The 24,633-nt window shown below is 68.9% G+C and carries 22 protein-coding genes and 1 rRNA gene; 7 read left to right on the forward strand and 16 right to left on the reverse strand.

The features are described from left to right. Positions 1-77, forward strand: a 5S ribosomal RNA gene (gene rrf / locus ACWCQ1_RS38170); the annotation flags it as partial. 69 nt (positions 78-146) lie between these two features. Then, entirely contained in the window at positions 147-698 is a 552-nt protein-coding gene (locus ACWCQ1_RS38175) for a GNAT family N-acetyltransferase (RefSeq protein ID WP_358592071.1), read from the forward strand. Here the strand turns inward: ACWCQ1_RS38175 and ACWCQ1_RS38180 are convergent, their stop codons facing one another. The 8 genes from ACWCQ1_RS38180 to ACWCQ1_RS38215 form a co-directional block, all read right to left on the reverse strand. After that, positions 699-2,234 carry a type IV secretory system conjugative DNA transfer family protein gene (locus ACWCQ1_RS38180; RefSeq protein ID WP_451028470.1) on the reverse strand — a complete coding sequence of 512 codons (1,536 nt, stop codon included), beginning with the start codon at positions 2,232-2,234 and terminating at the stop codon, positions 699-701. It abuts the gene before it with no gap. Between the two features lie 22 nt (positions 2,235-2,256). Next, entirely contained in the window at positions 2,257-3,684 is a 1,428-nt protein-coding gene (locus ACWCQ1_RS38185; protein ID WP_133045784.1) for an ATP-binding protein, read from the reverse strand. A 9-nt stretch (positions 3,685-3,693) separates the two neighbouring features. Next, complete coding sequence (locus ACWCQ1_RS38190; RefSeq protein WP_133045783.1) at positions 3,694-5,253, reverse strand: SCO6880 family protein; 1,560 nt, start codon at positions 5,251-5,253, stop codon at positions 3,694-3,696. After that, a complete protein-coding gene (locus ACWCQ1_RS38195) occupies positions 5,250-6,587 on the reverse strand; it encodes a hypothetical protein (RefSeq protein WP_451028436.1) in 1,338 nt (445 codons plus the stop codon). Before ACWCQ1_RS38195 ends, ACWCQ1_RS38190 begins: the two co-directional genes overlap by 4 nt. Beyond that, a complete protein-coding gene (locus ACWCQ1_RS38200; RefSeq protein ID WP_451028437.1) occupies positions 6,577-7,383 on the reverse strand; it encodes a hypothetical protein in 807 nt (268 codons plus the stop codon). The genes ACWCQ1_RS38195 and ACWCQ1_RS38200 overlap by 11 nt, the downstream gene beginning before the upstream one ends. Positions 7,384-7,524: 141 nt before the next feature. Further along, positions 7,525-7,833 carry a hypothetical protein gene (locus ACWCQ1_RS38205; protein WP_014673544.1) on the reverse strand — a complete coding sequence of 103 codons (309 nt, stop codon included), beginning with the start codon at positions 7,831-7,833 and terminating at the stop codon, positions 7,525-7,527. Between the two features lie 379 nt (positions 7,834-8,212). Then, positions 8,213-9,517: a S53 family peptidase gene (locus tag ACWCQ1_RS38210; RefSeq protein WP_451028438.1), complete on the reverse strand. Its 1,305-nt coding sequence runs from the start codon at positions 9,515-9,517 to the stop codon at positions 8,213-8,215. 335 nt (positions 9,518-9,852) lie between these two features. After that, positions 9,853-11,217, reverse strand: coding sequence for a S53 family peptidase (locus tag ACWCQ1_RS38215; RefSeq protein WP_451028439.1), 1,365 nt, complete (start codon positions 11,215-11,217; stop codon positions 9,853-9,855). A gap of 279 nt (positions 11,218-11,496) precedes the next feature. Here ACWCQ1_RS38215 and ACWCQ1_RS38220 point away from each other — a divergent pair, with 279 nt between their 5' ends. Next, entirely contained in the window at positions 11,497-11,931 is a 435-nt protein-coding gene (locus ACWCQ1_RS38220; protein ID WP_133045778.1) for a VOC family protein, read from the forward strand. Positions 11,932-11,936: 5 nt separating this feature from the next. On the opposite strand, the gene ACWCQ1_RS38225 is transcribed toward ACWCQ1_RS38220, so the two are convergent. From ACWCQ1_RS38225 to ACWCQ1_RS38255, 7 genes are all read right to left on the reverse strand, one after another. Beyond that, entirely contained in the window at positions 11,937-12,347 is a 411-nt protein-coding gene (locus ACWCQ1_RS38225) for an Imm50 family immunity protein (RefSeq protein ID WP_451028440.1), read from the reverse strand. Then, positions 12,337-12,834, reverse strand: a complete 498-nt coding sequence (locus ACWCQ1_RS38230) for an Imm50 family immunity protein (protein ID WP_358592871.1) — start codon at positions 12,832-12,834, stop codon at positions 12,337-12,339. The genes ACWCQ1_RS38225 and ACWCQ1_RS38230 overlap by 11 nt, the downstream gene beginning before the upstream one ends. After that, entirely contained in the window at positions 12,824-13,381 is a 558-nt protein-coding gene (locus ACWCQ1_RS38235; RefSeq protein ID WP_451028441.1) for a hypothetical protein, read from the reverse strand. Before ACWCQ1_RS38235 ends, ACWCQ1_RS38230 begins: the two co-directional genes overlap by 11 nt. Positions 13,382-13,394: 13 nt before the next feature. Next, the gene (locus ACWCQ1_RS38240) at positions 13,395-17,822 is read right to left on the reverse strand and encodes a DUF6531 domain-containing protein (RefSeq protein WP_451028442.1); all 4,428 of its coding nucleotides are present in this window, start codon (positions 17,820-17,822) and stop codon (positions 13,395-13,397) included. A 13-nt stretch (positions 17,823-17,835) separates the two neighbouring features. Then, positions 17,836-18,147 carry a hypothetical protein gene (locus tag ACWCQ1_RS38245; RefSeq protein ID WP_358592091.1) on the reverse strand — a complete coding sequence of 104 codons (312 nt, stop codon included), beginning with the start codon at positions 18,145-18,147 and terminating at the stop codon, positions 17,836-17,838. Positions 18,148-18,249: 102 nt separating this feature from the next. Continuing rightward, positions 18,250-18,591, reverse strand: coding sequence for a DUF397 domain-containing protein (locus tag ACWCQ1_RS38250; protein ID WP_358592092.1), 342 nt, complete (start codon positions 18,589-18,591; stop codon positions 18,250-18,252). An 11-nt stretch (positions 18,592-18,602) separates the two neighbouring features. Next, positions 18,603-19,445 (reverse strand): helix-turn-helix domain-containing protein, encoded by an 843-nt coding sequence (locus ACWCQ1_RS38255; RefSeq protein WP_358592094.1) that lies wholly within the window; start codon positions 19,443-19,445, stop codon positions 18,603-18,605. 193 nt (positions 19,446-19,638) lie between these two features. On the opposite strand from ACWCQ1_RS38255, the gene ACWCQ1_RS38260 reads away from it, so the two are divergent. The 4 genes from ACWCQ1_RS38260 (at position 19,639) to ACWCQ1_RS38275 (ending at position 23,004) form a co-directional block, all read left to right on the forward strand. Further along, positions 19,639-20,070, forward strand: coding sequence for an ATP-binding protein (locus tag ACWCQ1_RS38260; protein ID WP_451028443.1), 432 nt, complete (start codon positions 19,639-19,641; stop codon positions 20,068-20,070). 153 nt (positions 20,071-20,223) lie between these two features. After that, a complete protein-coding gene (locus ACWCQ1_RS38265; protein WP_358592099.1) occupies positions 20,224-20,997 on the forward strand; it encodes a trypsin-like peptidase domain-containing protein in 774 nt (257 codons plus the stop codon). Positions 20,998-21,143: 146 nt separating this feature from the next. Then, positions 21,144-22,151: a bifunctional lytic transglycosylase/C40 family peptidase gene (locus tag ACWCQ1_RS38270; RefSeq protein WP_133045773.1), complete on the forward strand. Its 1,008-nt coding sequence runs from the start codon at positions 21,144-21,146 to the stop codon at positions 22,149-22,151. 148 nt (positions 22,152-22,299) lie between these two features. Further along, positions 22,300-23,004, forward strand: coding sequence for a phosphatase PAP2 family protein (locus tag ACWCQ1_RS38275; RefSeq protein WP_358592103.1), 705 nt, complete (start codon positions 22,300-22,302; stop codon positions 23,002-23,004). 21 nt (positions 23,005-23,025) lie between these two features. Here ACWCQ1_RS38275 and ACWCQ1_RS38280 read toward each other — a convergent pair whose 3' ends face one another. After that, a complete protein-coding gene (locus tag ACWCQ1_RS38280; protein ID WP_133045771.1) occupies positions 23,026-24,570 on the reverse strand; it encodes an FAD-binding oxidoreductase in 1,545 nt (514 codons plus the stop codon). Positions 24,571-24,633 lie beyond the last annotated feature (63 nt).

The raw sequence follows: 24,633 nt of genomic DNA on the forward strand, positions 1-24,633 counted from the left end.
CGAACCCGGAAGCTAAGCCTTACAGCGCCGATGGTACTGCAGGGGGGACCCTGTGGGAGAGTAGGACGCCGCCGAACAATTATTGAGAAAACCCCCGGCCGGGGATACCGGTCCGGGGGTTTTCTGCGTTCCGCTACCGTGGCTCCATGAGCTACAAGATCCGTTCCATCCGTGCCGATGAATGGCCGGCCGCGAAGGCGCTGCGGCTCCTCGCCCTGCAGGACCCGGTGGCGCCCATCGCCTTTCTCGAGACGTACGACAACGCTCTGGCCCATCCCGACTCCTTCTGGCAGGAGCGGGCCAAGGGGAGCTGTGAAGGGGCCACCGGGGCTCAGCAGATCATCGCCGAGGGGCCGGACGGTGAGTGGGTCGGGACGCTGACCGTGCTCATAGAGGAGGCGGGGACCACCGACTGGGCCGGGTTTCCGGTCGAGCGGAAGCAGGGGCACATCGTGGGGGTGTTCGTCCGGCCCGAGTACCGGGGGATCGGACTCACCGAAGTGCTCTTCGACGCCGGACTTGAGTGGGCGTGGGCCCAGAGCGCGGAGCGGGTTCGGCTCATCGTGCATGAGGACAACGGGCGGGCTCAGCGGCTGTATCGGAAGGTCGGGTTCGTGCCGACCGGGGTGACCGTGCCGCTGCCGCAAGCCGGCGGGGAGGCCGAGCTGGAGTTCGCCGTGGAGCGCGAAGCCGGTTGATCAGACCGGGAGTTCGTCGTGGGGCCAGCGGGCGCGGCCCTGTTCGCGGGAGCGGAGCAGGGCCAGGGTCGGCAGGCCGCGGTCCGCGCCGGTGGCGAGCAGCTCTGGGAGTTGGGGGAGCGGAGCCACGGCTGCGATGTCGTCCAGGACGAGCGTGAGTGGTGGGTCGAGGCGACCGGCGGATGACCGTTCGGCCATGCGCCGGCCGCGCTCGACCACGCTGGAGACGAGGGCCGTCAGGAGAGGCATCGCGCCTGGGTTGCTCCTGGGATCCTCGATGGATTCCCCCACTACATAAAGCGTTCCCCCTTCGTCCACGAAGGAATCCAAGGCGAGCGCATCGGTTCGGTTGGGTGTGCAGGCCTCTCGGATGTTGACCGTGAAGAGGGAGGACAGTGCTCTCGTCGTCAACTCCTGGGCCATGTCGCGGCGGTCGGGATGCGCGGTGAGCGCGGCCTCGAGTTCGCCCGCGGAGCCGGGGGAGGCCTTGGGGTTCGTACGGAGGATGCGGACGGCGTCCTGGATCTGGGTGCCCTGGGACCAGCGGTGGACGTGGCGGATGGTGCGGCCGTCCACGGCGGCGGCGTGCAGGTAGCTGCGGAGGAGCGTTTCCGCCGTGGTGGAGAGGGCCTCGTCCAGTTTGGCCGTGGGGCGGATCGGGGCGAGGAGGGCGGCGGCCCGTGCGGTGGCCCTCTGCCTGTCCTCGCAGCCGGCGGTGGGGGACCAGTGGAGGCGGGCCGGGGTGTCGCAGCGGTGGGTGGGGTCGTAGAGGAGGACCGGGCCCAGTTTCGCGCGGGGGTCCTTGGTGTCCGCCCAGAGGGACGGGTTCGAGGTGACGACGAGAGCGGGGCCCTCCGCGTCCCGTACGGCCTGGGTCGCGGTCGTGTGGCGGCTCGCGGGTGGGGCGTAGTGCACGGCGCCCTCGGCGCGGTCCCAGGCGCCCGCTCCCGGTGCGACGGCCGTCTCGAGCTGGATCGGGGCCGCCGACTGGGCCAGAAGCGGCTCCGTGCGGGGCACCGGCACCTCGTGGACCTCGGCCGGTTGGGGCGGTCGTACCTCCGCTGGCTGCGGTGCCGGCCGTTCCAGCGGCTGCGCCGTCGGTTCCGGGGCCGGGGCGGTCGCCGCGGCCGTGGCGCGTTCCACCGCCGCCGCGTGCTCCAGGCGGCGTCTGGCGCGGCCCGCGCGCCAACGGGCCAGGGTGCCCATGACGAAGACGGTGAGGACGAAGAGCACCATCAGCTGGCCGATGAACAGGCCCCAGAACAGGCCGTACCCCGACAGCTGGGCCGTCGGGGTGTCCGGCCAGGCGCCGGTGATGTCGTGGGGCCGGCCGATGAGGTGGCGCATGGCGAGCGGGGTGCGGGTGAAGGAGACCCCGTGGGGCCAGGAGCCCTTGGCGAACAGCCCTGCGAGGCCCGTCGCCGTCCACACCATCAGGGTCATGCCGAGGAGGAAGGCGAGTATGCCGACCAGCAGCCCGTCGGGGATGCCGCCCTGGCCCTCCCGTTCGTCCCGTCTCCGAACGTCCGGTCTCACCACGTCCGCCTCCCCGCCGCCGTTACGCCACCGTCGACTCGGACGAGTCGTCGTAGTCGCTCAGGTGCTGCTCCACGAAGGCCGCCGCCCGTTCCTCCGCCTCCAGTTCGGCGGCGCGCAGTGCGTCGTCGGCCAGCTCGAGGTCGGCGGACGACTCGGTCATCGCGCGGTCGGTGAAGACCAGGGGGCGTTCCGTCTCGGTGATCAGGTGTTTGACGACCTGGACGTTGCCGTTGACGTCCCAGACCGCGATGCCCGGGGTGAGCGTCGGGATGATCTCCACCGCCCAGCGGGGCAGGCCGAGGACCCGGCCGGTCGCGCGGGCCTCGTCCGCCTTCTGGGCGTAGATCGTCCGTGTCGAGGCCATCTTCAGGATGGCCGCCGCCTCCTTCGCCGCCGCTCCGTCCACCACGTCACTCAGGTGGTGCACCACCGCCACGAAGGACAGGCCCAGCCGGCGCCCGAACTTCAGCAGCCGCTGGAACAGCTGCGCCACGAACGGGCTGTTGATGATGTGCCAGGCCTCCTCGACCAGGAAGATGCGCTTCTTGCGGTCGGGGCGGATCCAGGTGTGCTCGAGCCAGACTCCGACGATCGCCATCAGGATCGGCATGGCGATGGAGTTGCGGTCGATGTGGGAGAGGTCGAAGACGATGAGGGGCGCGTCGAGGTCGATGCCGACGGTGGTCGGGCCGTCGAACATGCCGCGCAGGTCACCGTCGACCAGTCGGTCCAGCACGAGGGCGACGTCCAGGCCCCAGGCCCGTACGTCGTCTATGTCGACGTTCATCGCCTCGGCCGACTCCGGCTCGGGGTGCCGTAGCTGCTCGACGATGTCCGTGAGGACCGGCTGGCGTTCGACGATGGTCTCGTTGACGTAGGCGTGCGCGACCTTGAGGGCGAAGCCGGAGCGTTCGTCCAGGCCGTGGCCCATCGCGACCTCGATGATCGTCCGGAGCAGGGCGAGCTGGCCGGTGGTGGTGATCGCGGGGTCGAGCGGGTTGAGGCGGATGCCCATGTCCAGGGCGGCCGTCGGGTCCAGGCGGATGGGAGTTATCCCCAGCTGCTCCGCGATCAGGTTCCACTCGCCGACCCCGTCCTCGCCCTGTGCGTCCAGGACGACGACCTGGCGGTCGCGGAAGCGCAGCTGGCGCAGGACGTACGTCTTCTCCAGCGCCGACTTGCCGTTGCCGGACTCGCCGAGGACCAGCCAGTGGGGCGCGGGGAGCTGCTGGCCGTAGAGCTGGAAGGGGTCGTAGATGTAGCCCTTGCCGGAGTAGACCTCGCGGCCGATGATCACTCCCGAGTCGCCGAGGCCCGGTGCGGCGGTCGGCAGGTAGACCGCCTGGGCCTGGCCCGTCGAGGTGCGCACCGGCAGACGGGTCGTCTCGACCTTCCCGAAGAGGAAGGACGTGAAGGCGTCGGTGAGGACGGACAGCGGATCCCGCATGCTTGGTCCCTACCTTCGGATGCCGGTGGCGAACGGGAGTGTGTTCACGAAGGCGCGGTGGTGCTCGCGGTCGCACCACTCCAGCTTCAGGTACGACTTTCCGGCCGAGGCCCGGATGGTCCGCTTGTCGCGGGCCAGGGCCTCGGGGGAGCGGGAGGAGACGGTGATGTAGCCGACCAGGTTCACGCCCGCGGCGCCGCTCGCCAGGTCCTCGCCCCGCTGGTCCAGGCGGGTGTGGGCGGCGACGTCACGGGGGTCCACGGTGCGGTTCATCTTGGCGGCGCGGGAGGCCTCTGCCACGTCGTTGGTCTTTTCGGTCAGCATGCGTTCGATGGCTACCTCGGTGGGCTCGAGATCCATCGTCACTGCGACCGTTCGGATGACGTCCGGGGTGTGGACCAGGAGAGGGGCCAGGAAGTTGACGCCCACCGGGGTCATCGGCCACTCCTTCACCCAGGCGGTGGCATGGCACCAGGGCGCCCGTGTGCTCGACTCCCGGGTCTTGGCCTGGAGGTACGTCGGCTCCATGGCGTCCAGCTCGGCCGGCCAGGCGTTGCGCTTGGTCATCGCCTGGATGTGGTCGATCGGGTGGTCGGGGTCGTACATGGAGTGGATGAGGGAGGCGAGCCGGCCCTGGCCGAGGGGCTGGCGGACGCGGATGTCGGCCTCCTGCAGGCGCGAGCAGATGTCGGTGAGCTCGCGGGCCATGACGACGGCGAGGCCCGCGTCCCGGTCCACCTTGCGGCCCGCCTGGGGCCTGGCCGCGCGTGCCATCGCCTGTGCCTCGGCGGCGAGTTCGCGGGTGAAGTGCATGCAGGCGACGAGATAGGCGCGGTGCTGCTCGCTGCTGGTGGACACCATGGACTGCAACTGGTCGTACGACGACTGCAGCCACGGCAGGGATTTGTCGTCCCCGCGCAGGGCGACGTCCTTGGCGTGGGCGTCGGGGTCGGCGGGGAGGGTGCGGGCGAGCATCTGCAGGCGGGTGACGAAGCCGTCGCCGTTGGCCACGTGCTTGAGGAGGGTGCCGAAGCGGTCGACGAGGGCTTCCTGGTCCTCGGAGTCGCGCAGGCCGACGCCGGGGCCCTCGATCTCGATGGCGGCGGTGACGGTACGGCGGTCCGCGTGCAGGAGTACGGCGATCTCGTCGGGGCCGAAGGGGGCGGCCAACCAGGTGATGCGGCCGATGCCGGGCGGCGGGCCGATCTCGACCTCACGGCCGTCCAGCCGGGTGCCGGCCTCCATGACCCCGGACCGGTAGAGCGTGCCCTGCTTCAGGGTGCGCTTGTAGCTGCGGTTGATCTCGAACCACTTGTAGAAGGTGCGGTGCTTGTACGGCACGTACACCGCTGCCAGGGCGAGCAGCGGGAAGCCCATCAGCAGCACGATGCGCAGGGAGAGGACGGGGACGAGGAGCCCGCACATCATGCCGAGGAACGCGCCCACGATGATCAGCGCGATCTCGCCGGACTCGCGGTTGCGGCCGACGATCGCGTTCGGCCGGGCGCGGCCGATGAGATATGTACGGCGGGGCGTGACCGGATGGGACAGGTGGGACTCGGTCGTCAACGCCCTTCACCTCCCGTGCGGTTGGTACTGCTGTTGCGGGTGTTGCTGGCGTGCGGGGTGTTCACCGGGCTCGCCGAACGGGGTGCGGGTGTGGCGGAGGGGACAGTTCCGCCGCCACCCCCGTTCGGGGTGCGGGTGCTGTGGGCGGCGACACCGCCGCTGGCCGGGTTGGCCGGGCGGGCGCCGCCACTCGACGACGACTGGCCGCCGCCTCCGTTGTCGTTGGCGCGGGCGCTGTGGGTCTTGATGCCCTGGGCGACCATGGTCGCCGGGGAGCTGATGACCGCGGCGGCCTTGCTCTCGGCGCCCTGCATGATGCGGTTGTTGCGGCCGCTGGCGATCTCGTCGCCGAAGCCGGGGACGAAGCGGTAGATCATCGCACTGGCGAAGATGGCCAGCAGGATGATGGCGAGGCCGGAGACGACGGCGGAGAAGGAGTCCGGGCCGTTGGCGGAGGACAGGGCTCCGGCCAGCCCCAGGACGATCACGATGATCGGCTTGACGAGGATGACCGCGATCATGATGCCGGCCCAGCGGCGGACGTGGCCCCAGAGGTTCTTGTCGACGAGGCCGGCGTAGACGACGGTGCCGAGGAGGGCGCCGACGTAGAGCAGGGCGGCGCGGATGACGAGCTCCAGCCAGAGGACTCCGGCGGCGAGGATGCTGACCAGGGAGACGACGATCAGCATGATGGGGCCGCCGCCGATGTCGTTGCCCTTGTTGAGGGCGCCGGAGAAGGTCCCGAAGAACACGTCGGTCTGGTCGCCGGTGGCTTTCGCCAGGACGTCGGTGACGCCGTCAGCCGCGGATACGACGGTGTACAGGATGAGGGGCGTGAACGCGGAGGCCAGCACGGTCAGCCAGAGGAAACCGACGGCTTCGGAGATGGCGGTGCTCAGCGGCACGCCTCTGACGGCTCGCTTGGCGACGGCCAGCAGCCACAGGAGGAGGGTGAGGATGGTGGAGGCGGCGAAGACGACGGCGTACTGCTGAAGGAACTTCTGGTTGGTGAAGTCGACGTTCGCGGTCTCCTTGACGGCATCACTGAGCTTGTCGATGGTCCAGGAGGCGGCTTTGGCGCAGCCCTGGGCCAGGGAGGCGAGCGGGTCGAGCGTCGAGGTGAGGCTGGGGGTGGTACCGCCGGTGGTGCCCTTGTCGCCGTTGCCGCGTTCGCAGTAGTCCTTGGCGGGGCCGCGGATGAGGTCGCACGGGTCGTTGCTCGAGGTCGGGCTGGGGCTGGGCTCGGCGAAGACACGCGTGGCCAGCAGCACCATGGTGGTTTGCAAGGCGCCGACGGCGGCGGTGACCTGGAGGAAGCGGTGGTTAGCGCGCATACGTGAAGCCTCCGTACTCCTCGACAGCCTTGGTCATGTCGTCGGCGGTGGAGGCCTTCTGGTCCCGCCCGACCGGCACCGGACCGTCCTTCTGCTGGAAGTCGGTGACCTTCCAGTCGTTGTCGACCCACTTCAGCTGGTAGGTGGTGGTGTACCAGCTCTCGGACACCGGATTGGTCGACGTCTCGCCGGACAGCCCGAACAGGGACGTGTACCAGACCTCCACGGTCGCCGCGCTCGCGCTGACAGCGGTGGACTTGGTGCCCACCGGGATCACCCTGGAGATGAAGGTCTCGCCGGCCGGCGCCCTTCCGTCCTTGTCGAGGCCGATGTTGGTCAGGAAGCTCTTGCTGGAGTACGCGCTGTCCAGAGCGGCCTGCCGAGTGCTGGCGACGGCGGGGGCATACACGGTGTTGACGATCTCGTGCCGTCTGGAGGTGTTGAACATGTCGGCGGAGCCCAGAGCCACGGAATAGTTGGCCGCTGCACTCTGCGCCCCTTGCTCGTCGTGCGCGTACCCCGTGGGAATCCCGCCCGCTTGCGACCTGACCGGCTTCGTTCCTGTCGCCGCTGTCGATGAACTCTTCGGCTTGTTGGTGTTGGTGTCGGTCGATGACGAGGAGTCGTCGCCGCCGCGGTTCGCGAAGGCGATCGCTGCGATCAGGAGGACGACCACGCCGACCACCGTCACCAGGCCCCGCGACGACGAGCGGCCGCCCCGCCGCGCGCCCCCGTACACGTCGCCGCCCGCGTCGGGCAGCCTGGTCCGGGTCTGCCCCTCGTCTCCGAGACTCATGCCGCGTACGCCCTCTCCACCTCGTAGAGATACGACGGTAGCCGTGCTGGTTCCCGCGCGGGCGCGGTGTGGTGACTCGACATCAGGGAAACGCAACCTCAGCCGGTGAGCACGACGGGCGGGTGGGGGAGGAGTTGTCTGCTAGACGGCCATGCCGTACACGATGGTGAAGAGCGTGCCCAGTGAGCCGATGATGAAGACGCCGGTGAGGCCGGCGATGATGAGGCCCTTGCCCTGTTCCGCGCTGAAGGTGTCGCGCAGGGCGGTCGCACCGATGCGCTGCTTGGCCGCGCCCCATACCGCGATGCCGAGGCAGAGCAGGATGGCGACGGCCATCACGACCTCGATCATCACCTTCGCCTCGTTGCCCAGGCTGCCGAAGGGGCCCCAGTCCGGAGCGATCCCGCCGATGATGGTGTTGATGTCTCCCTTGTCGGCCGCAAAGAGCATGTAAGTCACCGCCCCTGGTGGGTAGTTCCGGTCGATCCGGTGGTTCCGGTTCCGCGTCCCCTGCCTCGGTGCAGAGGTCAGGCTCATTGTCGCCGACAATGTCGCCGTCGCATGTCGACTTGACGTCATTGGTTGGCGGGTTTCGTACGAATGGCTCGTACGGTAACTCTGTGTATCACGGCAGGTCACGCCGGGCAATGAGGCCTGCGCGGAACCAGTCGTGTGGTTCCGTCGTTGACCCCTTCTATGACCTGCGCCGTTTCTGACGGTCGGTCGGGTGAGTGGTCGTGCCGATGTTCTCCCGGTGAAGGGTAACCCGGCAACGCGAACGGGCCGCGGTGGGAGGCCGCGGCCCGCTCGGTGACGGAGGGTCAGTCGGTCAGCCGGTGAAGGCGGAGACCCCCTCGGGGGTGCCCCAGCCGGTCGGGCCGTCGTAACCCGACTGGGCGGTGCACAGGTAGCTGGTCGAGCAGGAGCCGTTGTTGCCGCTGGTCACGTCGTTCAGCGCCGAGGTGCCGGCCTTCGCGTAGGGGAAGGAGGCGGGGTAGGAGGAGGACGACGGGGTGCCGGCGAGGGCGTAGACGCCCGCGATGATCGGCGAGGAGGCGCTCGTACCGCCGAAGGTGTACCAGCCGGCGGTGACGCCGTAGGAGTCGTACACCGAGACGCCGGTCGCCGGGTCGGCCACCGCGGAGACGTCCGAAATCGTGCGCTTGGAGCAGCCGGTGTCGGTCTGCCAGCTCGGTTTGGCGTCGTAGGAGGAGCAGCCGGAGCCGGTGCCCTCGGTGCTGGAGGTCTTCCAGACGGTCTCGGTCCAGCCGCGGGTGGTGGAGGAGGTCTTCAGGGCGGTGCCGCCGACGGAGGTGACGTAGCGGGAGGCGGCCGGGTACTCGGCGCCGTAGCCGCTGTCGCCGGCGGAGACGGTGATGGCGACGCCCGGGTGGTTGAAGTACGAGGAGTCGTAGGAGGTGTCGGAGGAGGACTCCGAGCCGCCGTAGCTGTTGGAGACGTACTTCGCGCCGAGGGTGACGGCCTCGTTCACGGCCTTGCCCAGGTTGGCCATGGTGGCGCTGGTGGCCTCGACGAGGAGGATGTTGCACTTCGGGCAGATGGCGGAGGCCATGTCGAGGTCGAGGGAGATCTCCTCGGCCCAGCCGCTGTCGCTGGAGGGCAGCGAGGTGGTGGAGCCGGTCTGGCTGACCTTCTTGAAGCAGCCGTTGGCGGTGGTGCAGGCCGACAGGCCGTAGTAGGAGCGGTAGGTGGCGAGGTCGGACTCGGCGTTGGGGTCGTTGTACGCGTCGACGATCGCGATGGTCTCGCCGGAGCCGTTGGAGGCGGCGGCGGAGGTCAGGCCGTACGCGGACTGGAGGTTGCTCGGGCCGTAGCCGGAGGGCGTGGTGGCGTCGGCGGCCTTCGGGGTGACCCCGGTGCGGGCGGCCTGCTGCTTCTGGAAGGCGGTGAGTCCGCCGGTCACGCGGTAGGAGTTACAGGCCAGTTCGCCTTTGTGCTTGGGGGTGGCGCAGGGGGCCGCGGTCCAGGTGACCTTGGCCTGGGCGGTGGCCGCGTCGGCCTGTACGGCGGTGCCGAAGCCCGCGAGCACGAGGGCCGCTGCCGCGGCCGCCGCGGCCCCGATGCGGCGCCAGGCTCTGTGGCCGGCCGGTCTGTTGGGGGGAGTGGAACGCATCGTGCAGCCTCCTGATGTTCCTGAGTGGGGTGGAAACAGGGGCGGTGCGGGTGCGAAACCGCCGGTACGGGTTCCCCGGCGGTGGGGCGGCGGCCCGCCACGACTGTCGCTTGTTGAGTACGTGACAACAAGAGGTGTACGGAATTCTGACTTCCGGATTACTGAAGAAGGTCGGGTCCTTTACCCAACGCACAGGAAAGTCAAGGCTGTTGCACGGGAAACGGGCCGCGGCCGGCTGCCGTGACCCGTTCCCCTGCGTGCCGCCGAGGAGACCCCACGTACTCCTCACTCGGCCGGCTCCCCGTGACCCTTCGGGGAGGTCGTGCGTGCTCCGGTCAGCCGGCCGTGAAGGCGTCCAGGCCCTCTGGGGTGCCCCAGCCGGTCGGGCCGTCGTAGCCCGACTTCGCGGTGCAGAAGTAGCTGGTGGAGCAGGTGCCGTTGTTGCCGCTGGTGACGTCGTTGAGGGCGGAGGTGCCGGCCGCGTTGTACGGGTACTGGGCCGGGTAGTCGCTGGAGCCCGGGGTGCCGGCGAGGGCGTAGACCGAGGCGATGATGGGCGAGGACGCGCTGGTGCCGCCGTAGGTGTTCCAGCCGGTGCCGTCGGAGCCGTAGGAGTCGTAGACGGAGACACCGGTCGCCGGGTCGGCGACGGCGGACACGTCGGCGATCATCCGCTTGCCGCAGCCGGTGTCGGTCTGCCAGCTCGGCTTGGCGTCGTAGGAGGAGCAGCCGGAGCCGGTGCCCTCCGTGCTGCTGGTCTTCCACACGGTCTCGGTCCAGCCGCGGCTGTTGGAGGAGGTCTTCAGGGCGGTGCCGCCGACCGCGGTCACGTACCGGGAGGCGGCCGGGTACTCGGCGCCGTAGCCGCTGTCGCCGGCGGAGACGGTGATGGCGACGCCCGGGTGCTTGTAGTACGAGGAGTCGTAGGTGGTGTCCGAGGAGGACTCGGAGCCGCCGTAGGAGTTGGAGACGAACTTGGCGCCCAGCTTGACCGCCTCGTTCACCGCCGTGCCCAGGTTGGCGTCGCTCGCGGACTTCGCCTCGACGAGCAGGATGTTGCAGTTCGGGCAGACGGCGCTGACCATGTCGAGGTCGAGGGACTCCTCTCCGGCCCAGCCGCTGTCGGCGGAGGGCAGGGAGGTCGTGGAGCCGGTCTGGCTGACCTTGCTGAAGCAGCCGTTGTCAGTGGTGCAGTCGGGCAGTCCGTAGTAGGAGCGGTAAGTGGCCAGGTCCGCCTCGGCGTTGGGGTCGTCGTAGGCGTCGACGATGGCGACGGTCTCACCGGAGCCGTTGGAGGACGCCGCGTCCGTCAGGCCGTAGGCCGACTGGAGGTCGCTCGGGCCGTAGCCGGTCGGGTCGTCCGAGGCGGCGTTCGGCTTCACGGTCTTCGGGGCGATGCCCTTCAGCGCGGCCTGCTTCTCCATGAAGGCGGTGGTGCCGCCGGTCACCCGGAGGGCGTTGCAGGACGCGTAGCCCTTCTTCGGATGCGCGGCGCAGGCGTTCTCGTAGCGCACATGGGCCTTGGCCACCTGCGCGGCGATCGTCTGGGCGCTCACCTTGTGGGTGCCGGCGGTCGCCGCGTCCGCGTGGGCCGCGCTGCCGAGACCGGCGAGCACGAGGGCGGCGGTGGCCGCGGCCGCGGAGCCGATGCGGCGCCATCTGCCGCGTATGTGGGGGGAGTTGGGGGTGGACGTACGCAACGTACAGCCTCCTGGAAGTGGTGGACAGAGGCCTGCGGGTGGGGGGTCCACCGGTGTGGTTGCCGGTGGGGGCGGCGGCCCGCGACGACGATGGCTTGTTGAGTACGCGACAAACAAGACAGTTTCGGAATCCTGACTTCCGCGTTACCGAAGGAATGGGCGGGCTTACTGCGGGATGGGTGAGGGATGGGCGTGGGGTGGCGGGGGCTTGACCATCGCCACAGGAAGTCCACAGATGGACGCGCGTTGAGCAGGGGAGCCTGCTGTTACGGTGGCCCGATGGCATCGGTGAAGCAGTTCCAGGTCACCTTCGACTGCGCGGATCCTGAGCGCGTCGCCCGTTTCTGGTGCGAGGTGTTGGGGTACGTCGTACCGCCCCCGCCGAAGGGGTTCGCGAGCTGGGAGGAGTTCGACCGCTCGCTGCCGTCCGAGCGGCAGGGCTCGGCGTTCGCCTGCGTCGATCCGACCGGTGTGGGCCCGCGCCTGTTCTTCCAGCGCGTTCCCGAGGGCAAGGTCGTCAAGAACCGGGTCCATCTCGACGTGCGGGTGGGGACCGGGCTCGTGGGCGAGGAACGCCTCGCGGCGCTCGAGGCCGAGCGCGCGCGACTGGAGGCCCTCGGCGCGGTGTGCGTGCTGGTGCAGCGTGCCGACGGCTTCAACGAGTCGTGCATCACGATGCAGGACATCGAGGGCAACGAGTTCTGCCTCGACTGACTTCGTCACCTCGGGGGACTGCCCGAAGCCAGGTAGGCGTGGGTCCGGGCCAGCCGTGCCGTGCCGGCCCGGAACGCGATACCCGAGGCCGCGGATCCCAGAACCACGTCGAAGCGCTCGTCACGGATGGTCAGATCGATGTCTCCGGCCTGCGAAGGCCCCCAAGCGCTGACACGCAGTCCTTCGACCCCCTCGAAGACGAGGTAGAACTCGAAGGCGTTGAATCCCTTCTCGCGCCATTCCGTCGGAGCGCTCACGGGGAAGACCTTCGTGTGCAACCCCAACGTCACCGAATTCCCGCGTTCGTCAATGTGCACATAGAATGGATCGCACGATTCAGGTGAAGGCGGCGTTCCCCCGTAGAGTTCACCGAGATATCCCGGAGAGGCGAGGAGCAGCGACCAGTCAGCGCGCATGGAAAGTCCTCTCCGCGGTACCGGGCAGGGAATCGTGGTGTCGACCGTCCACCTTGCTCACGAAGAGATGCGTCCCCCCGTCGGATCCGTCCGGCTGGGCCTTGAAGGCGCTCACATGGCTCACTCGCACGGAATCGCTGCAGTCGAAGCTCAGCGAGATTCCCCTGCCCCTCACAGTCACCCGGATGCGTCGTTCCCCTCCGTGGGGAGCGGTCTCGACGTGGCCGACGACCGGAGGCGCCCAGTCGGTCAGGACGATGCCATCCGCGGCCAGGAACTGGAACTGGCACTGCAACGTGTCCATTCCCCTGTCGGTCCACTCCTGCGGAGCCCGGCGGGGAAAAGACGGCAAGTCGACGCGCAGCGTCACAGTGGGGCCACGCCAATTCAAGTTGATCGATCGGATGCGGAGGGTGGTCAGGTCCGGAATTTCTCCGTAGAGCGAAAGAAGAGGTTCCGAGTTTACGAGAAATCCCTCAACGGTCACGGTCAAGTGCCGCAACCCAGTCGGCAGCCCGGACGAGGGTCGGGCCGGTCACTTCCTCGGCGCCGGAGACGTAGGCCAGCCATCGAAGTTCGTCGCAGGCGAAGAAGGACTCACCCCATGTGTCCACCCAGATACGTGCCTCGTGCTCGCCGGTCCGTGTCAAGTCCCACCAGGCCCAGCCCCGGAACTCGGATTCGGGGTCGAACTGGTACAGCCACTCCTGGGGCCGCCAAGAGCCTCCGCCGACTGTGGCCGCATAGCGCTCCGCACCTCGTGTCACATGCGCCGGGGCTGATGCCGGCGTTTTCTGCGCGGCGGAGGTGAACCAGTCGGGGAGTGCGTCGACGGGGAGTACCCCTTCGAACGGATGCGATACGGCAAGGTCGAGGGCCGGGCCGAGGACGGACCGCAGCCGCGCGTCGAACTCGGCGACAGGGCAGTTCGTACGCACGTCGAAGGCGGACAGGACGGGCGGCGCGTCTTCCAGGGACGGTCGGCGTGACAGCCGCTGCTTCTCCCGTTCGATGTCCTCGATTTCGTGAAACATCAGTGCTTCTCCGTCACCTTTCCTGCACTACCCTGCCCGGATACTTCGCAACTTCTTCCCGGAACTCCTGGAGCATACTGCTGGGAATCCCGTACAGATCGTCCCCCTTCGTCGGGTCCGAGATCTCGGGACATATCTTCTTGAGCTGCCTCCACTCGTCGTCGGTGAATCCCATGCCAGCCGGCTGCTTCTGGGGTATGGCTGTCCTTCTGATCTTGTCCAAGTACTCCCTGGAGACCTGGAACTCCACGATCTGGCCGCCTTCACCACGGAACTCGACCGTATGCCTGATGTCGCCGCTCAGATTGACGTAAAGAGCTCCCTTGCCGGTGATGGTCACCTTGCCGTCCTCACCGATGTGGATCCGTTGGCTCAGAGGGTGGTCCGTCTGCTTGCGGAATCCGGGGATGGTCTCTTCGCAGCGCGGGGCGAGCCCCAGAGGGTCGGTCCATACGTGCGGGTTATGGACATAGGAGGACGGATTGGGGGCTGGGGCAAGCCCCAGGGGGTCGGGTGTGAGATAGCGGGCGGTTTCGGGGTCGTAGTGCCGGTGGTGGTTGTAGTGAAGGCCCGTCTCGGGATCGAAGTACTGGCCCGGGAACCGTAGCGGGATGTAGGTCGTGCTGTCGGACGCCCAGGTCGTCGTGCCCCAGAGTGTGCTGCGCGCGCTCCAGGCCACCCTGCCCGTTTCGTCGATCAGTTCGGTCGGGGTGCCGACTAGGTCGGTGACGATGGCGAAGAAGCGGGAGTCGATCTCGTCCTGGCTCGCGTCGTCGACACCGACGCGTTCGGTCTGCGCGATGGGGTGCAGATCGTGGTGGTCCCAGGTGAGGGTGATGGGAAGGACCAACTCGTCCGCGGTCGTGGTCTGTTCGCAGAGGGTGGTTCCGTCCCAGGTGAACTCCGTCTGCTCGACGACGGTGGTGCCGTCGTCGGCCATACGCTGTTTGGCCGTGCGGCGCCCGAACGGGTCGTAGAGATAGCGCCACTGCGTCCCGTCGGGTGTGATGACCGAGGTCAGACGGTCTTCCGAGTCCCAGGTGTAGTGCCAGGTGTCCGGCTTGCGGGAGAGGCGGGTCTTCCGGCGCACGGTGATCCGGCCCGCCGCGTCGTGCTCGTAACGGACATTGCCCGCGCGGGTGAGGCGCGTCCCGTCGTAGGTGCGGGTGCCTGTCGCCTCGTGGCCAGGATGGGTGGACGGCCAGGACGCATCGGTCTGGTTGCCGACCTCGTCGTATGCGTAGCGCTCGGTCCAGCCCTCGGCGCGGACCGTGGTGACCCGACCCGCAAGGTCGAGGTCGAAGTGGCGCGTCCCGTGACTGCGGTCTTCGGTACGGACCAGGTAGCCGTCCGGGCGGTAGCCGTACTCCCGGTGCTGAATGCTCTCACCCCGAGCGCCGTGCACGGCCTGGGACGTCAGGCGCCCCTGTTCGTCGAAGGTGCTGGAGAGCGTGATCGTCTCTCCGACGAGACGGGTCAGCAGGCGGTCAGCCGCGTCATAGGTGAAGCCGATGCGGTGGTGGGAGGTGCTCAGTTCCGTGCGTCGTCCCGCCGCGTCGTAGTCCCACTGACTGAAGGCTCCCGTCGGGGTGAGACGGCTTGTGCGGCGGCCCAGCAGGTCGTACGTGTACCTCGTCGTACGGCCGTTGACGGACTCGGAGAGCACACGGCCGGCGGCGTCGTGTTCCCGGGAGAGTGTCGAGCTTGCCGTGGTGGCGGCGGCGAGGTGCCCCGTGGGTGTGTAGAGGAAGTCGGTGACCTGGTCGGGGGCGGTCTTCCGGACGACCTGGCCCAACGCGTCCCGTTGGACACTTGTCGTCCGACCGTTCGCATCGGTGGTGCTGCTGAGGCGGCCGGCCGGGTCGTGGGTGTAGGTGATGGTACGGCCGTCGAAGTCCCTCTCCGTGACCAGTCGGCCGGCCGGGTCGAAGACGTAACCCCACCTCTGCCCCTGTGGGTTGGTGACAGCGGTGAGGCGCAGTTCGGAGTCGTGGGAATAGGTGTACCGCGTCCCGTCCGGGCCGATGCGGGCCACCGGCAGGTCGAAGTGGCCGTATTCGAAGCGGGTTACGGCTTCCATCGCGTCGGTGTGCGCGACGCAGTTGCCCTCCGCGTCGTACGTCCAGGACTCGCTGGTGCCCGCGGAGGTACGGCGGACGATCCTGCCCTCGACGGACCACTCCTGGAGGGTCACGTTGCCGAGAGGATCGGTGGTCCTGACCGGGCGTCCGAACGCGTCGCGCAGGTAGAAGGTGCGCGCTCCGAGGGGATCCGTGATCTCGGTGAAGAGCCCGGCCCGATCGCAGCGGACATGCGTCGTGTTGCCCAGGGCGTCGGTGACGGACGTCAGATGCCCTGAGGGGTTGTAGGTGAAGCGTGTGGTGGCTCCCGCGGTGTCGGTGACGGCTGTGCGATCGCCCTTGTCGTTGTACTCCTGGCGCCAGACGGCTCCATCGGGCCCCGTGATCACCGTGGGCAGGCCGAGCCCGTTGTACTCGGATGTCAGTTCCGCACCGTCAGGACGGATCACGGCCATGACCTGGCCACTGCCGCTGTATCGATACCGAGTGGTGTTGCCGAGTGGGTCGGTCACCGCGACGAGTCGCAGTTCCTCGTCCCACTCCCGCGTGGTGCTGTTGCCGAGCGGGTCGGTGTCGCGGATCAGGCGCAGGTGTTCGTTGTGTTCGTAGTGGCGGGTGTGGCCGAGGGAGTCGGTCACGTGGGTGGTGCGGGTGGTGTCGTCGTAGGTGAGGGTGGAGGCGAGGGCGTTTCCGGTGCCGCCGGTGGCCACGACGCGGCCCCGGTCGTCGTAGCGGTACCAGTACGTGGTGTCGTTGCGGTCGGTCCAGGAGGTGATGCGGCCGTCGGCGTCGTAGGTGTACCGCATCGGCAGACCCGAGGAGTTGAACTCCTCCGTCAGGTGACCCCGCTCGTCGTAGGCGAAGGTGAGCAGAGTGGTGCCGGGCCGGTCGGGGTGGGCTGGGTCGAGCAGGCGCAGACCGGTGACGCGGGAGCGGGCCGGGTCGTGGTCGAGGGCGATGCGGTAGCCGCCGGAGTGCGCCACCGCGCCGGGTATGTCGCCGCCCTGCGTGTACTCGATGGTGATGCGGTTGTTGTTGCGGTCGACGATGTGCTGCAGCGGGAGGTCGACGGAGGTGTCGTCGGCCGCGGCGACCGGGCTGTGGAAGACGTGGGCCAGGCCGGTGTCGGGGTCGGTGATCCGAATGGCCCCGTCGACCTCGGTGTCCCAGGACAGCAGCAGGCGGGAGCCGGGGGTGGACGGGCGGGTGGGGGTGTTGGTCTCCGGGTCCGGCACGGGGAAGCAGAGGCGGGCGCCGTCGGCCGTGGCGTAGACGAAGCCCTCCTCGTCGGCCTGGACGCGCTGATCGAGGGTGGAGGCCCAGGACGGGCCGAACCAACCGCCCCAGCGGTACGAGGAGATGTGGGTGCGTTGCAGGATCAGCGGCAGCACGCCCGGCAGGGTGATGTCCGTGCGGGTGAGGGCCATGTCGCCGGTGGCCACGTCGATCGGGTCCCGTACGAACGTCTTGACCATGTTGCGGATGGAGGCGGGCAGACGGTCGAAGCCCGGGTTGAGCTTGAGGCGTTCGAACGCCGCGCAGTCCAGCCCCATGGTCTTCGCGAGCTTGGCCAGGGCGGCGGGTCCGAGGGCTTTGAGTCCCTTGCCGAGGGCCTTGCCGAGCATGCCGAAGCCGACGCCCATCAGGGCGCCCTCGGTCAGTAGCCCGGCCAGCTTGTCCGGGTCCTTGAACGCGCCCGGGTCCTCCAGCAGGGTCTGGAAGGCGGTGAACTCCATGCCGCCCTTCGCCATCCTGGCGACCTCGGCGACCCCGCGGATCTCCTTGAGCGCCTTCAGCGCCCGCTCCACACCCCGGATGACCTCCATGATCCCGCGGACCACGGAGCCCAGCGCGGTGCCCTCCTCCTCGATCCGGCCGACCAGAGCGACGACCTTCAGCGCGCGCTCGCCCGCCATGAGCGTGGAGGCGACCTCCGAGGCGCCGGCGGTCAGGACGGACAGGGCAAGCCCCGCGATCTCGAACTCGGCGATCTCCGCCAGCATCACGCCGATCTCGGAGAGCAGTTCATGGGCTTTGTCCGCGAAGTCGTCCAGCGCCTTGGCGCCCTCGCGCAGGGAGTGCGCCATCTCGGTGGCCTGCTTGCGGGCGGCCTTGGCACGCTTGTTGTACGCCTTGGCGGCCTTGCCCTCCCACTCGACGTCTGCGAGGGCCTTGCCGGCAGCCTGCGCCGCGTCGTCCAGGCCGGTGGCCAGGTGCCGCCACTTCTTGGCGATCTCGCGTACGCCGTCCGGGTCCACGGCGGGATCGGAGATGCCCAGGAACTCCAGGCCGCTGGCCACGGAGTCGCCGAACATGTGGTTGAACTTGTTGATGTAGTGCAGTGGGTTGAGGTCGACCATGACGGCGTCCGGGTCAGCCCTTCTTGCCCTGGGCCTCGGCCGCGATCAGTACGTCCAGCAGGTCGAAGGCGTCGGAGACCTCACCGATCAGCTTCGCCTCCGCCTCCCACTCGTCCTGCAACTGCTTGGTCAGCTTCACCAGGGTCGTCATGCCCTGCTGTATCTCGCTCTTCGCGCCGAGCAGGGAGCCGAGTGCGCCGAGCGCGTCCAGGTCGTGCGACTGGGCGTCGAACTGCTGCAACGGCTTCGCCGTGTGCTGCCCAACGCCGCGCAGTCCCGACGCGGCCTTGTGCATGGACGTGGCCTGCTTCTTGAGGTCCGACATGTCACCCCACCCCCGTAGTTCACTCTGTGCACATGCCAACCCCATGACACTAGGGAGGCCGGTTATAGGGGAGTTATGGCAGGCGTCAAGCAGGGGCAAAGATCACGGGGTGGCGTGGGCGAAATGGTCGAACTCCCCTGCCCTCACGCCGAGTACGAAGGCGTTCCACCGGGTCCGGTCCGTGGTGACCGATACGTGGGGCGTCGCGGGGTCGTGGAGGTGGACGGTCCCGTGGTCGGTGACGGTGATCTCAAGGGGTGTGGGGGCGCCTGTCTTCAGGGAGTTGAGGAGGGCGGCGAAGGTGGCGGGGGTGGTGGTGAGTATGGAGGCGGTGGGGTCGCCGGACTCGGTTATGTGGATGGCGGCGGGGGTTGCGGCCACGTGGACGCAGGAGTTGCCCTCGGGGCAGTAGGACGACTTCTGCCAGGTGAGCGGCTTGGGCATCGGGGGCTCCCTCACAGGTCCTTGAGGATGGTGTGGATGAACTTCCGCGACTCCTCGACGGTGAGGGCCGCCGCTTCCAGTCGGTCGAGCGTGACACGGTACTTGATCAACTGGGCCTCCGCGTCGAGGAAGACCGGACCGTGTGACTGGTCGAGGTTCACCGTGTCGAGCTGTGGCACGGGGCCCTCGGCGTAGTAGACGGACTGTCCCGAGCCGGCGAAGGTGCCCGCGGCGAACGGGATCACGTGGATTGCGACGTGTTCGCGCTCGCTCATATCGAGGAGGTACGTCAGCTGGCCTCGGGTGACCTGAGTGCCGCCGAACCGCATACGCAGGGCGGCCTCGTGGATGATCACCTGCTGAGGGGTGGGGCGGTCGCGGTAGAGCACGGCCTGCCGCTTGATCCGAAATGACACCCGGTGCTCCACGTCCGGCGGGGGCAGGTCCGGCACGGCCTGGCGGAAGATCTCCCGCGCGTAGTCGGTCGTCTGGAAGAGGCCCGGGATGTGCACGGTCACGGCGGTCCGCAGCCGTCTGGCGTGGTGCTCCAGCTCGGCGAGGTCCAGGAGGCCGGCGGGGAGGAGGCCGCGGTACTCCTCCCACCAGCCGCGTGCCCGCTCGGTGGTCATGTCGCCGAGTGCCTGGACGAGGGCCTGGTCGGAGCAGTCGTAATGGCAGGCCAGCGCCCGCACCCGCTCGGCGCTCACGCCTACGCGTCCAGCCTCCATGTTGCTGATCTGCGCCTGCTTGATCCCCATGAGTTGACCGGCCTCGGTGGCCGTGAGGCCGGCGCGTTCGCGCAGTTTGCGCAGTTCAGTACCGAAGCGCAGTTGGCGACCCGTTGGGTTCCGCACGGGCTTGCCGCCTCCTTGTCGTCACCCACATGGGTGGCAGTGAATGTGCTTTCGAGAATCGGTGAATGTATAAACCGGACGGCCGCCACCTTACAAGTGGCGCCCTACCCAGAAGCGCACCGCCCGACGGGACGGCAAGCCACTGGGCCACTCATCGCACGTATCCAACTCCCCACAGTGACCGGAGACTTCCATGGCCACCGTATCCCCGTCCTGGGCCTACACCCTTCAACTCCCGCACGATCCACGCGCGCCGGGGATCGCCCGGGCCACCCTGCGTGCGCTGCTCACCGCCCACGGGCTCGTCGAACGCACGCCGACCGCCGAGCTGTTGGCCGGTGAACTGCTCGCCAACGCCCACCGGCACACCCAGGGGCCGTACGCCCTGCGGGTGCGGTCCATGGAGTCCGGGCGGCTGCGGGTGGCCGTGTGGGACAGCGATCCGCGGGTTCCGGCCGGGTTCCGGGACGGGGAACCGTACGGCCCACCCCCGGCGGACGCCGAGCGCGGGCGGGGGCTGCAGATCGTGCGGGCCTGTGCGGACGCCGTCGGGGTATCCGTGCTGCGGGAGCTCGGCGCGTCCAAGGGCGGAAAGCTGCTGTGGGCCGAGTGCCCGGTCAAGTGACTCAGAGTGACGCGGAGGCGGGCGGGGAGTGGGCACAGTACGGTGGATGGGACGCCGTAGAGGTGGTGGACGAAGGAGGCGGTCCATGTTCACGGAGATATCTCAGTGAACGGCAGACGGTTTTCTCACCTTCGTCGGACACAGTGGGCGCCGATGAAGCGCACCTCTCGGATCAGCAGGCGTATCGCCAGTCCCCTGTGCGCGGCCGTCGTCCTGGCCGTGCCGGCTCTCACCTCCGCGTCCCTCGCCAACGCCGACGACGGGCCCGGACCGCTCGGCGTGACCGTGGCCGCCGCGGCGACCTCGCAGTCCGTGCGGGTCGGGCCGCTGTTCCCGGCCGACCGAAGATCCACTCTCATAGGCGGGCACCACTGCACCGCCTCCGTCGTGCACAGTCCGAACCGCAACCTCGTCGTCACCGCGGCGCACTGTCTGGACAGCGACCAGGACTTCGTCTTCGTCCCCGGGTACCGGGACGGCAAGGCGCCCTACGGGGTGTGGACCGTGCACCGGAAGTTCCTGCCGGACGGGTGGCGCAAGGAGCAGGACGAGGACAGCGACGTCGCGTTCGGGATCATCGGCTACCAGCACGGAAAGGGCGTCGAGGACGTCGTCGGCGGGAACAGGTTCACCACGAGGACGGCGACCGGGGCCACGGCGGTCACCATCACCGGGTATCCCAGCTCCGGGGAGGTGCCGGTCAGCTGCACCAACCGGCCGACCGCGCACAGCCGCACCCAGCAGCGGATCGACTGTCCCAGTCTGAGCGGGGGGACCAGCGGGAGTCCCTGGGTGAACGGCGACGGGCAGGTCGTGGGCGTGCTCGGCGGCCACGAGGAGGGCGGGGACACGGACGACATCTCCTACAGCGTGGTGCTGGGAGCCGAAGCCGCCGAGTTGTACAAGGACGCTGCCGCCGATCCGTGAGCCGTGAGGCGTCAGCCGTGATCCGGGGAGTGGCAGGCGCCTGACGTCTGACAATGGCCGAGTGTGATCATTCCGGAACACAGTCACCGCCTCTAGACTGACCCCTCGACGGACTCCTGGGCGGATTGCCGGGCGGCGAGGGGCGGGTGACGGTGCGTAAGGCATGGATCGTTGCGTCCGTGGCTGTCGGCTCCGCCATGGCCTTCGTCATGTTGCTCGTCGTCGGGGTGTACGTCGTCGCCGGGAACCTCGTCAACGGCGTGGGGGGCGGCACCAAGGCGCTGGCCAAGGGGGCCGTGCCGGCCGCGTACTCCGCCATCGTGCAGAAGTGGGGGAATCTCTGCCCCGCCCTCAACCCGGCCCTGCTCGCCGCCCAGCTCTACCAGGAGAGCGGGTTCAACCCGCGGGCCCGGAGCGCCGCGGCGGCCGAGGGCATAGCTCAGTTCATCCCGGGGACCTGGGCCACGCACGGGATCGACGGAAACGGCGACGGCGTCAAGGACGTCTGGGATCCGCAGGACGCGATCCCGTCGGCCGCGTCGTACGACTGCCAACTCGCCTCGTACGTGAAGGACGTACCCGGGAATCTGACTGAAAACATGCTCGCCTCGTACAACGCCGGGGCCTACGCGGTGATCAAGTTCGGGGGTGTCCCGCCGTACAAGGAGACCCAGAACTACGTCAAGACGATCACCACGCTGGAGGAGAGCTTCGCCGCGCCCGTGTCGCGGGTGGACCCGAGCCAGCAGGCCGCCGGGGCCATCTACTACGCGCAGAAGAAGCTCGGCACGCCCTATCTGTGGGGCGGCAACGGAACTGCCGCCGACAACGGGCGTTTTGACTGCTCGGGGCTGACGAAGGCCGCGTACGAGAGCGTCGGCATCACGCTGCCGCGCGTGGCCAACGACCAGTACAACGCGGGTCCGCACCCCCAGCGGGGCGAACTGCTCCCCGGGGACCTGGTGTTCTTCTCGACCGATCCGACGGACTCCCGGGCCATTCACCATGTCGGTATTTATGTCGGCGGCGGATACATGATCGACGCGCCTCGGACCGGGGCCGTCATCCGGTTCGATCCGATCGACACCTCCGAGTACTTCGGGGCGACCCGGGTCACGGAAGATGGCGCGAAAGCACTGCCCACCACGGTGTGAGCCGCGTGTGAACCCACCCCCTGAGCTGCGGCGATGAGTCTCTCTTCGATAACGTCTGCGTGATCATTCGGTGGAGTGTGGAACGTCTTAACCGGGAGCGTGCGTTCCTGTTCTCGTAGCAAGCAGACGACGAAGGGGCCGCAGCACGATGGCTGGACTCGCAGACACGGGGTCGAACCCCGACGTCGACCTGCTCTACGACATCAACGGCCTGGCCAAGGACGCTCCGCACTGGTTCGACCGGGTCATGGAGTTCGTCGGGGAGTACGGGCTGCTGGTGGCCATGGTGCTGCTGGTGGTGTGGTGCTGGTGGTCGGTGCGCAGGAAGGGCGGCGAGGAGGCCGTCCCCTCCGTGGCCGCGCTCGTGTGGACGCCGCTCGCCGCCGCGATCGCCGTGCTGGTGAACGTGCCCATACGGGGTTTCGTCGAGCGGCCCCGGCCCTTCCTCGTCCACCAGGGGCTGGACGTCCTCGTGTCGGGCAAGACCGACTACTCCTTCGTCAGCGACCACGCGACCATCACCATGGCCATGGGCGTCGGACTCTTCGTCGCCAACCGGAGGTTCGGGCTCGTCGGCATCGGGCTCGCGCTGCTCGAGGGCTTCTGCCGGGTCTACATGGGCGTGCACTACCCGACCGACGTGGTGGGCGGCTTCGCGCTCGGCACGGCCGTCGCCCTGCTGCTGTCCCCGCTCGCCATGGCCCTGCTGACCCCGGTGCTGAAGGCCGTCGAGACCTCCGCGTGGGGCGCCTGGTTCGTCCGGGCCCGGGGACGCTCGGCCCTCGGCGAGGGCACGATGATCCCCGGCGCCCGCAAGGACGTCGAGTCGGAGGAACGGGACCTCGCGGCCTAGCCGCCGCAGTACCGGAGCCGGTTACAGGGCCTGGGGGTAGGTGAAGAAGCGGTTCGGGTCGTACTGGTTCTTCACCGTCGCCAGCCTCGCCGCCGCGTCGCCGTAGTAGGCCTTGCGCCAGTTCGTCAGGGTCGGGTCGGTGTAGTTCTGGTAGGCCGCGCCGGAGGCGTACGGCTTCATCGCGTCGTGCGTCTTCGTCAGCCAGGACTGGGCGGCCGTGCCCGTCGTCCCCGCGCGCCAGGACGCTATGTACTGGGCGAGCATCCGGGAGCGGCGGTGGACGAAGGCCGTCGCGGTGGGGGAGACGCGGTTGACCGCGCCGCCGAGTGCGGTGAGGGCGATGCTGCCGGCGCCGCCCTGGACGGACTTGATGTGCGCCAGCATCGTCTGGATGCCGGCCGTCGAGATCGAGCGGTCGAAGAAGTCCGAGCGGGCCGCGTAGGTCTCCCGGCCGAGCGCGCCCTGCGGGCTGCGGCCCGGTGTGGAGCCGGGCAGATGGCACTGCGCGGCGGTGGGGAAGGAGGAGCAGCCGGCGTACGCCTCCATCGCGCCCTCGTAGGTGTGCTTCCTCAGCGTGACGCTGCGGGCGGGGGCGCCGACCTTGGAGGCCAGGCGGTCCAGCGCGTTCTGGAGTTCGCCGTAGGTGCCGAGCGAGAACGCGGCGACGGACACGGACGGCGAGCCGCCGTTCTCCAGATGGCAGGAGGACCAGATCTCGTCGGGCTGGCCGGGGCCCCACTCCTGCCATGCCTTCACCACGGCCGCCGCCTTCGCCCACGGCCAGGTGACGTACGCCGACACGGCCTGCGGCGCCGGGTGGGTCTTGAAGTGCAGTTCCGTCACGACGCCGAAGTTGCCGTTGCCCGCGCCGCGCAGGGCCCAGAAGAGGTCCTTGTTGGTCGTCGCGTTGGCGGTGAGCTGCTTGCCGTCCGCCGTGATCAGGGTCGCCTCGGTGAGGCTGTCGCAGGTCAGACCGTAGGCCCGGGAGACCACGCCGTGACCGCCGCCGAGCACCAGACCGGAGACGCCGACCGTGGGGCAGGAACCCGCGGGTATCGTCACGCCCTTCGCCGTCAGGGCGCGGTAGACGTCGATCAGTTTGGAGCCGGCGCCTACGACGGCCTGGCCACCGCCGACCCGTATTCGGTTCAGCTCGGAGACATCGAGGATCAGCTTGCCGTTCCCCGAGGACCAGCCGGCGTAGGAGTGGCCGCCGTTGCGGATGGCGACCTGGATTCCGTGGGCGCGGGCGTACGCCAGGGTCGTACGGATGTCGTCGGCGTGGGCGACGTAGGCGACCGCGGCCGGCTTCAGACCGTCGAAGCGGGTGTTGTACAGCTGGTGGGCCGTGGCCCACTTGGCGTCGCCCGGGCGGATCAGGGTGCCGTCCAGGTCGCGGGCGAGGCCGGTCCAGTTCGCCGCGGCGGCCTGGGCCGAGGTCGACCGGATGGACGTACCGGAGGAGGACGAGGAGCTGGTGTCCGCGTCGGCGGATCCGCCCTTGCAGGCGGTCGTGGCGACCGCCGCGATCGCGGCCGCGCCGCCGATGAACGTACGCCGTTCCATGCTGTGCCTCCCGAAGTATTCCCGGGGTACGAGACGGCGCGCCGATCTCGTGGGTTCCAGGAG

The sequence above is a fragment of the Streptomyces sp. NPDC002144 genome (assembly GCF_053593695.1).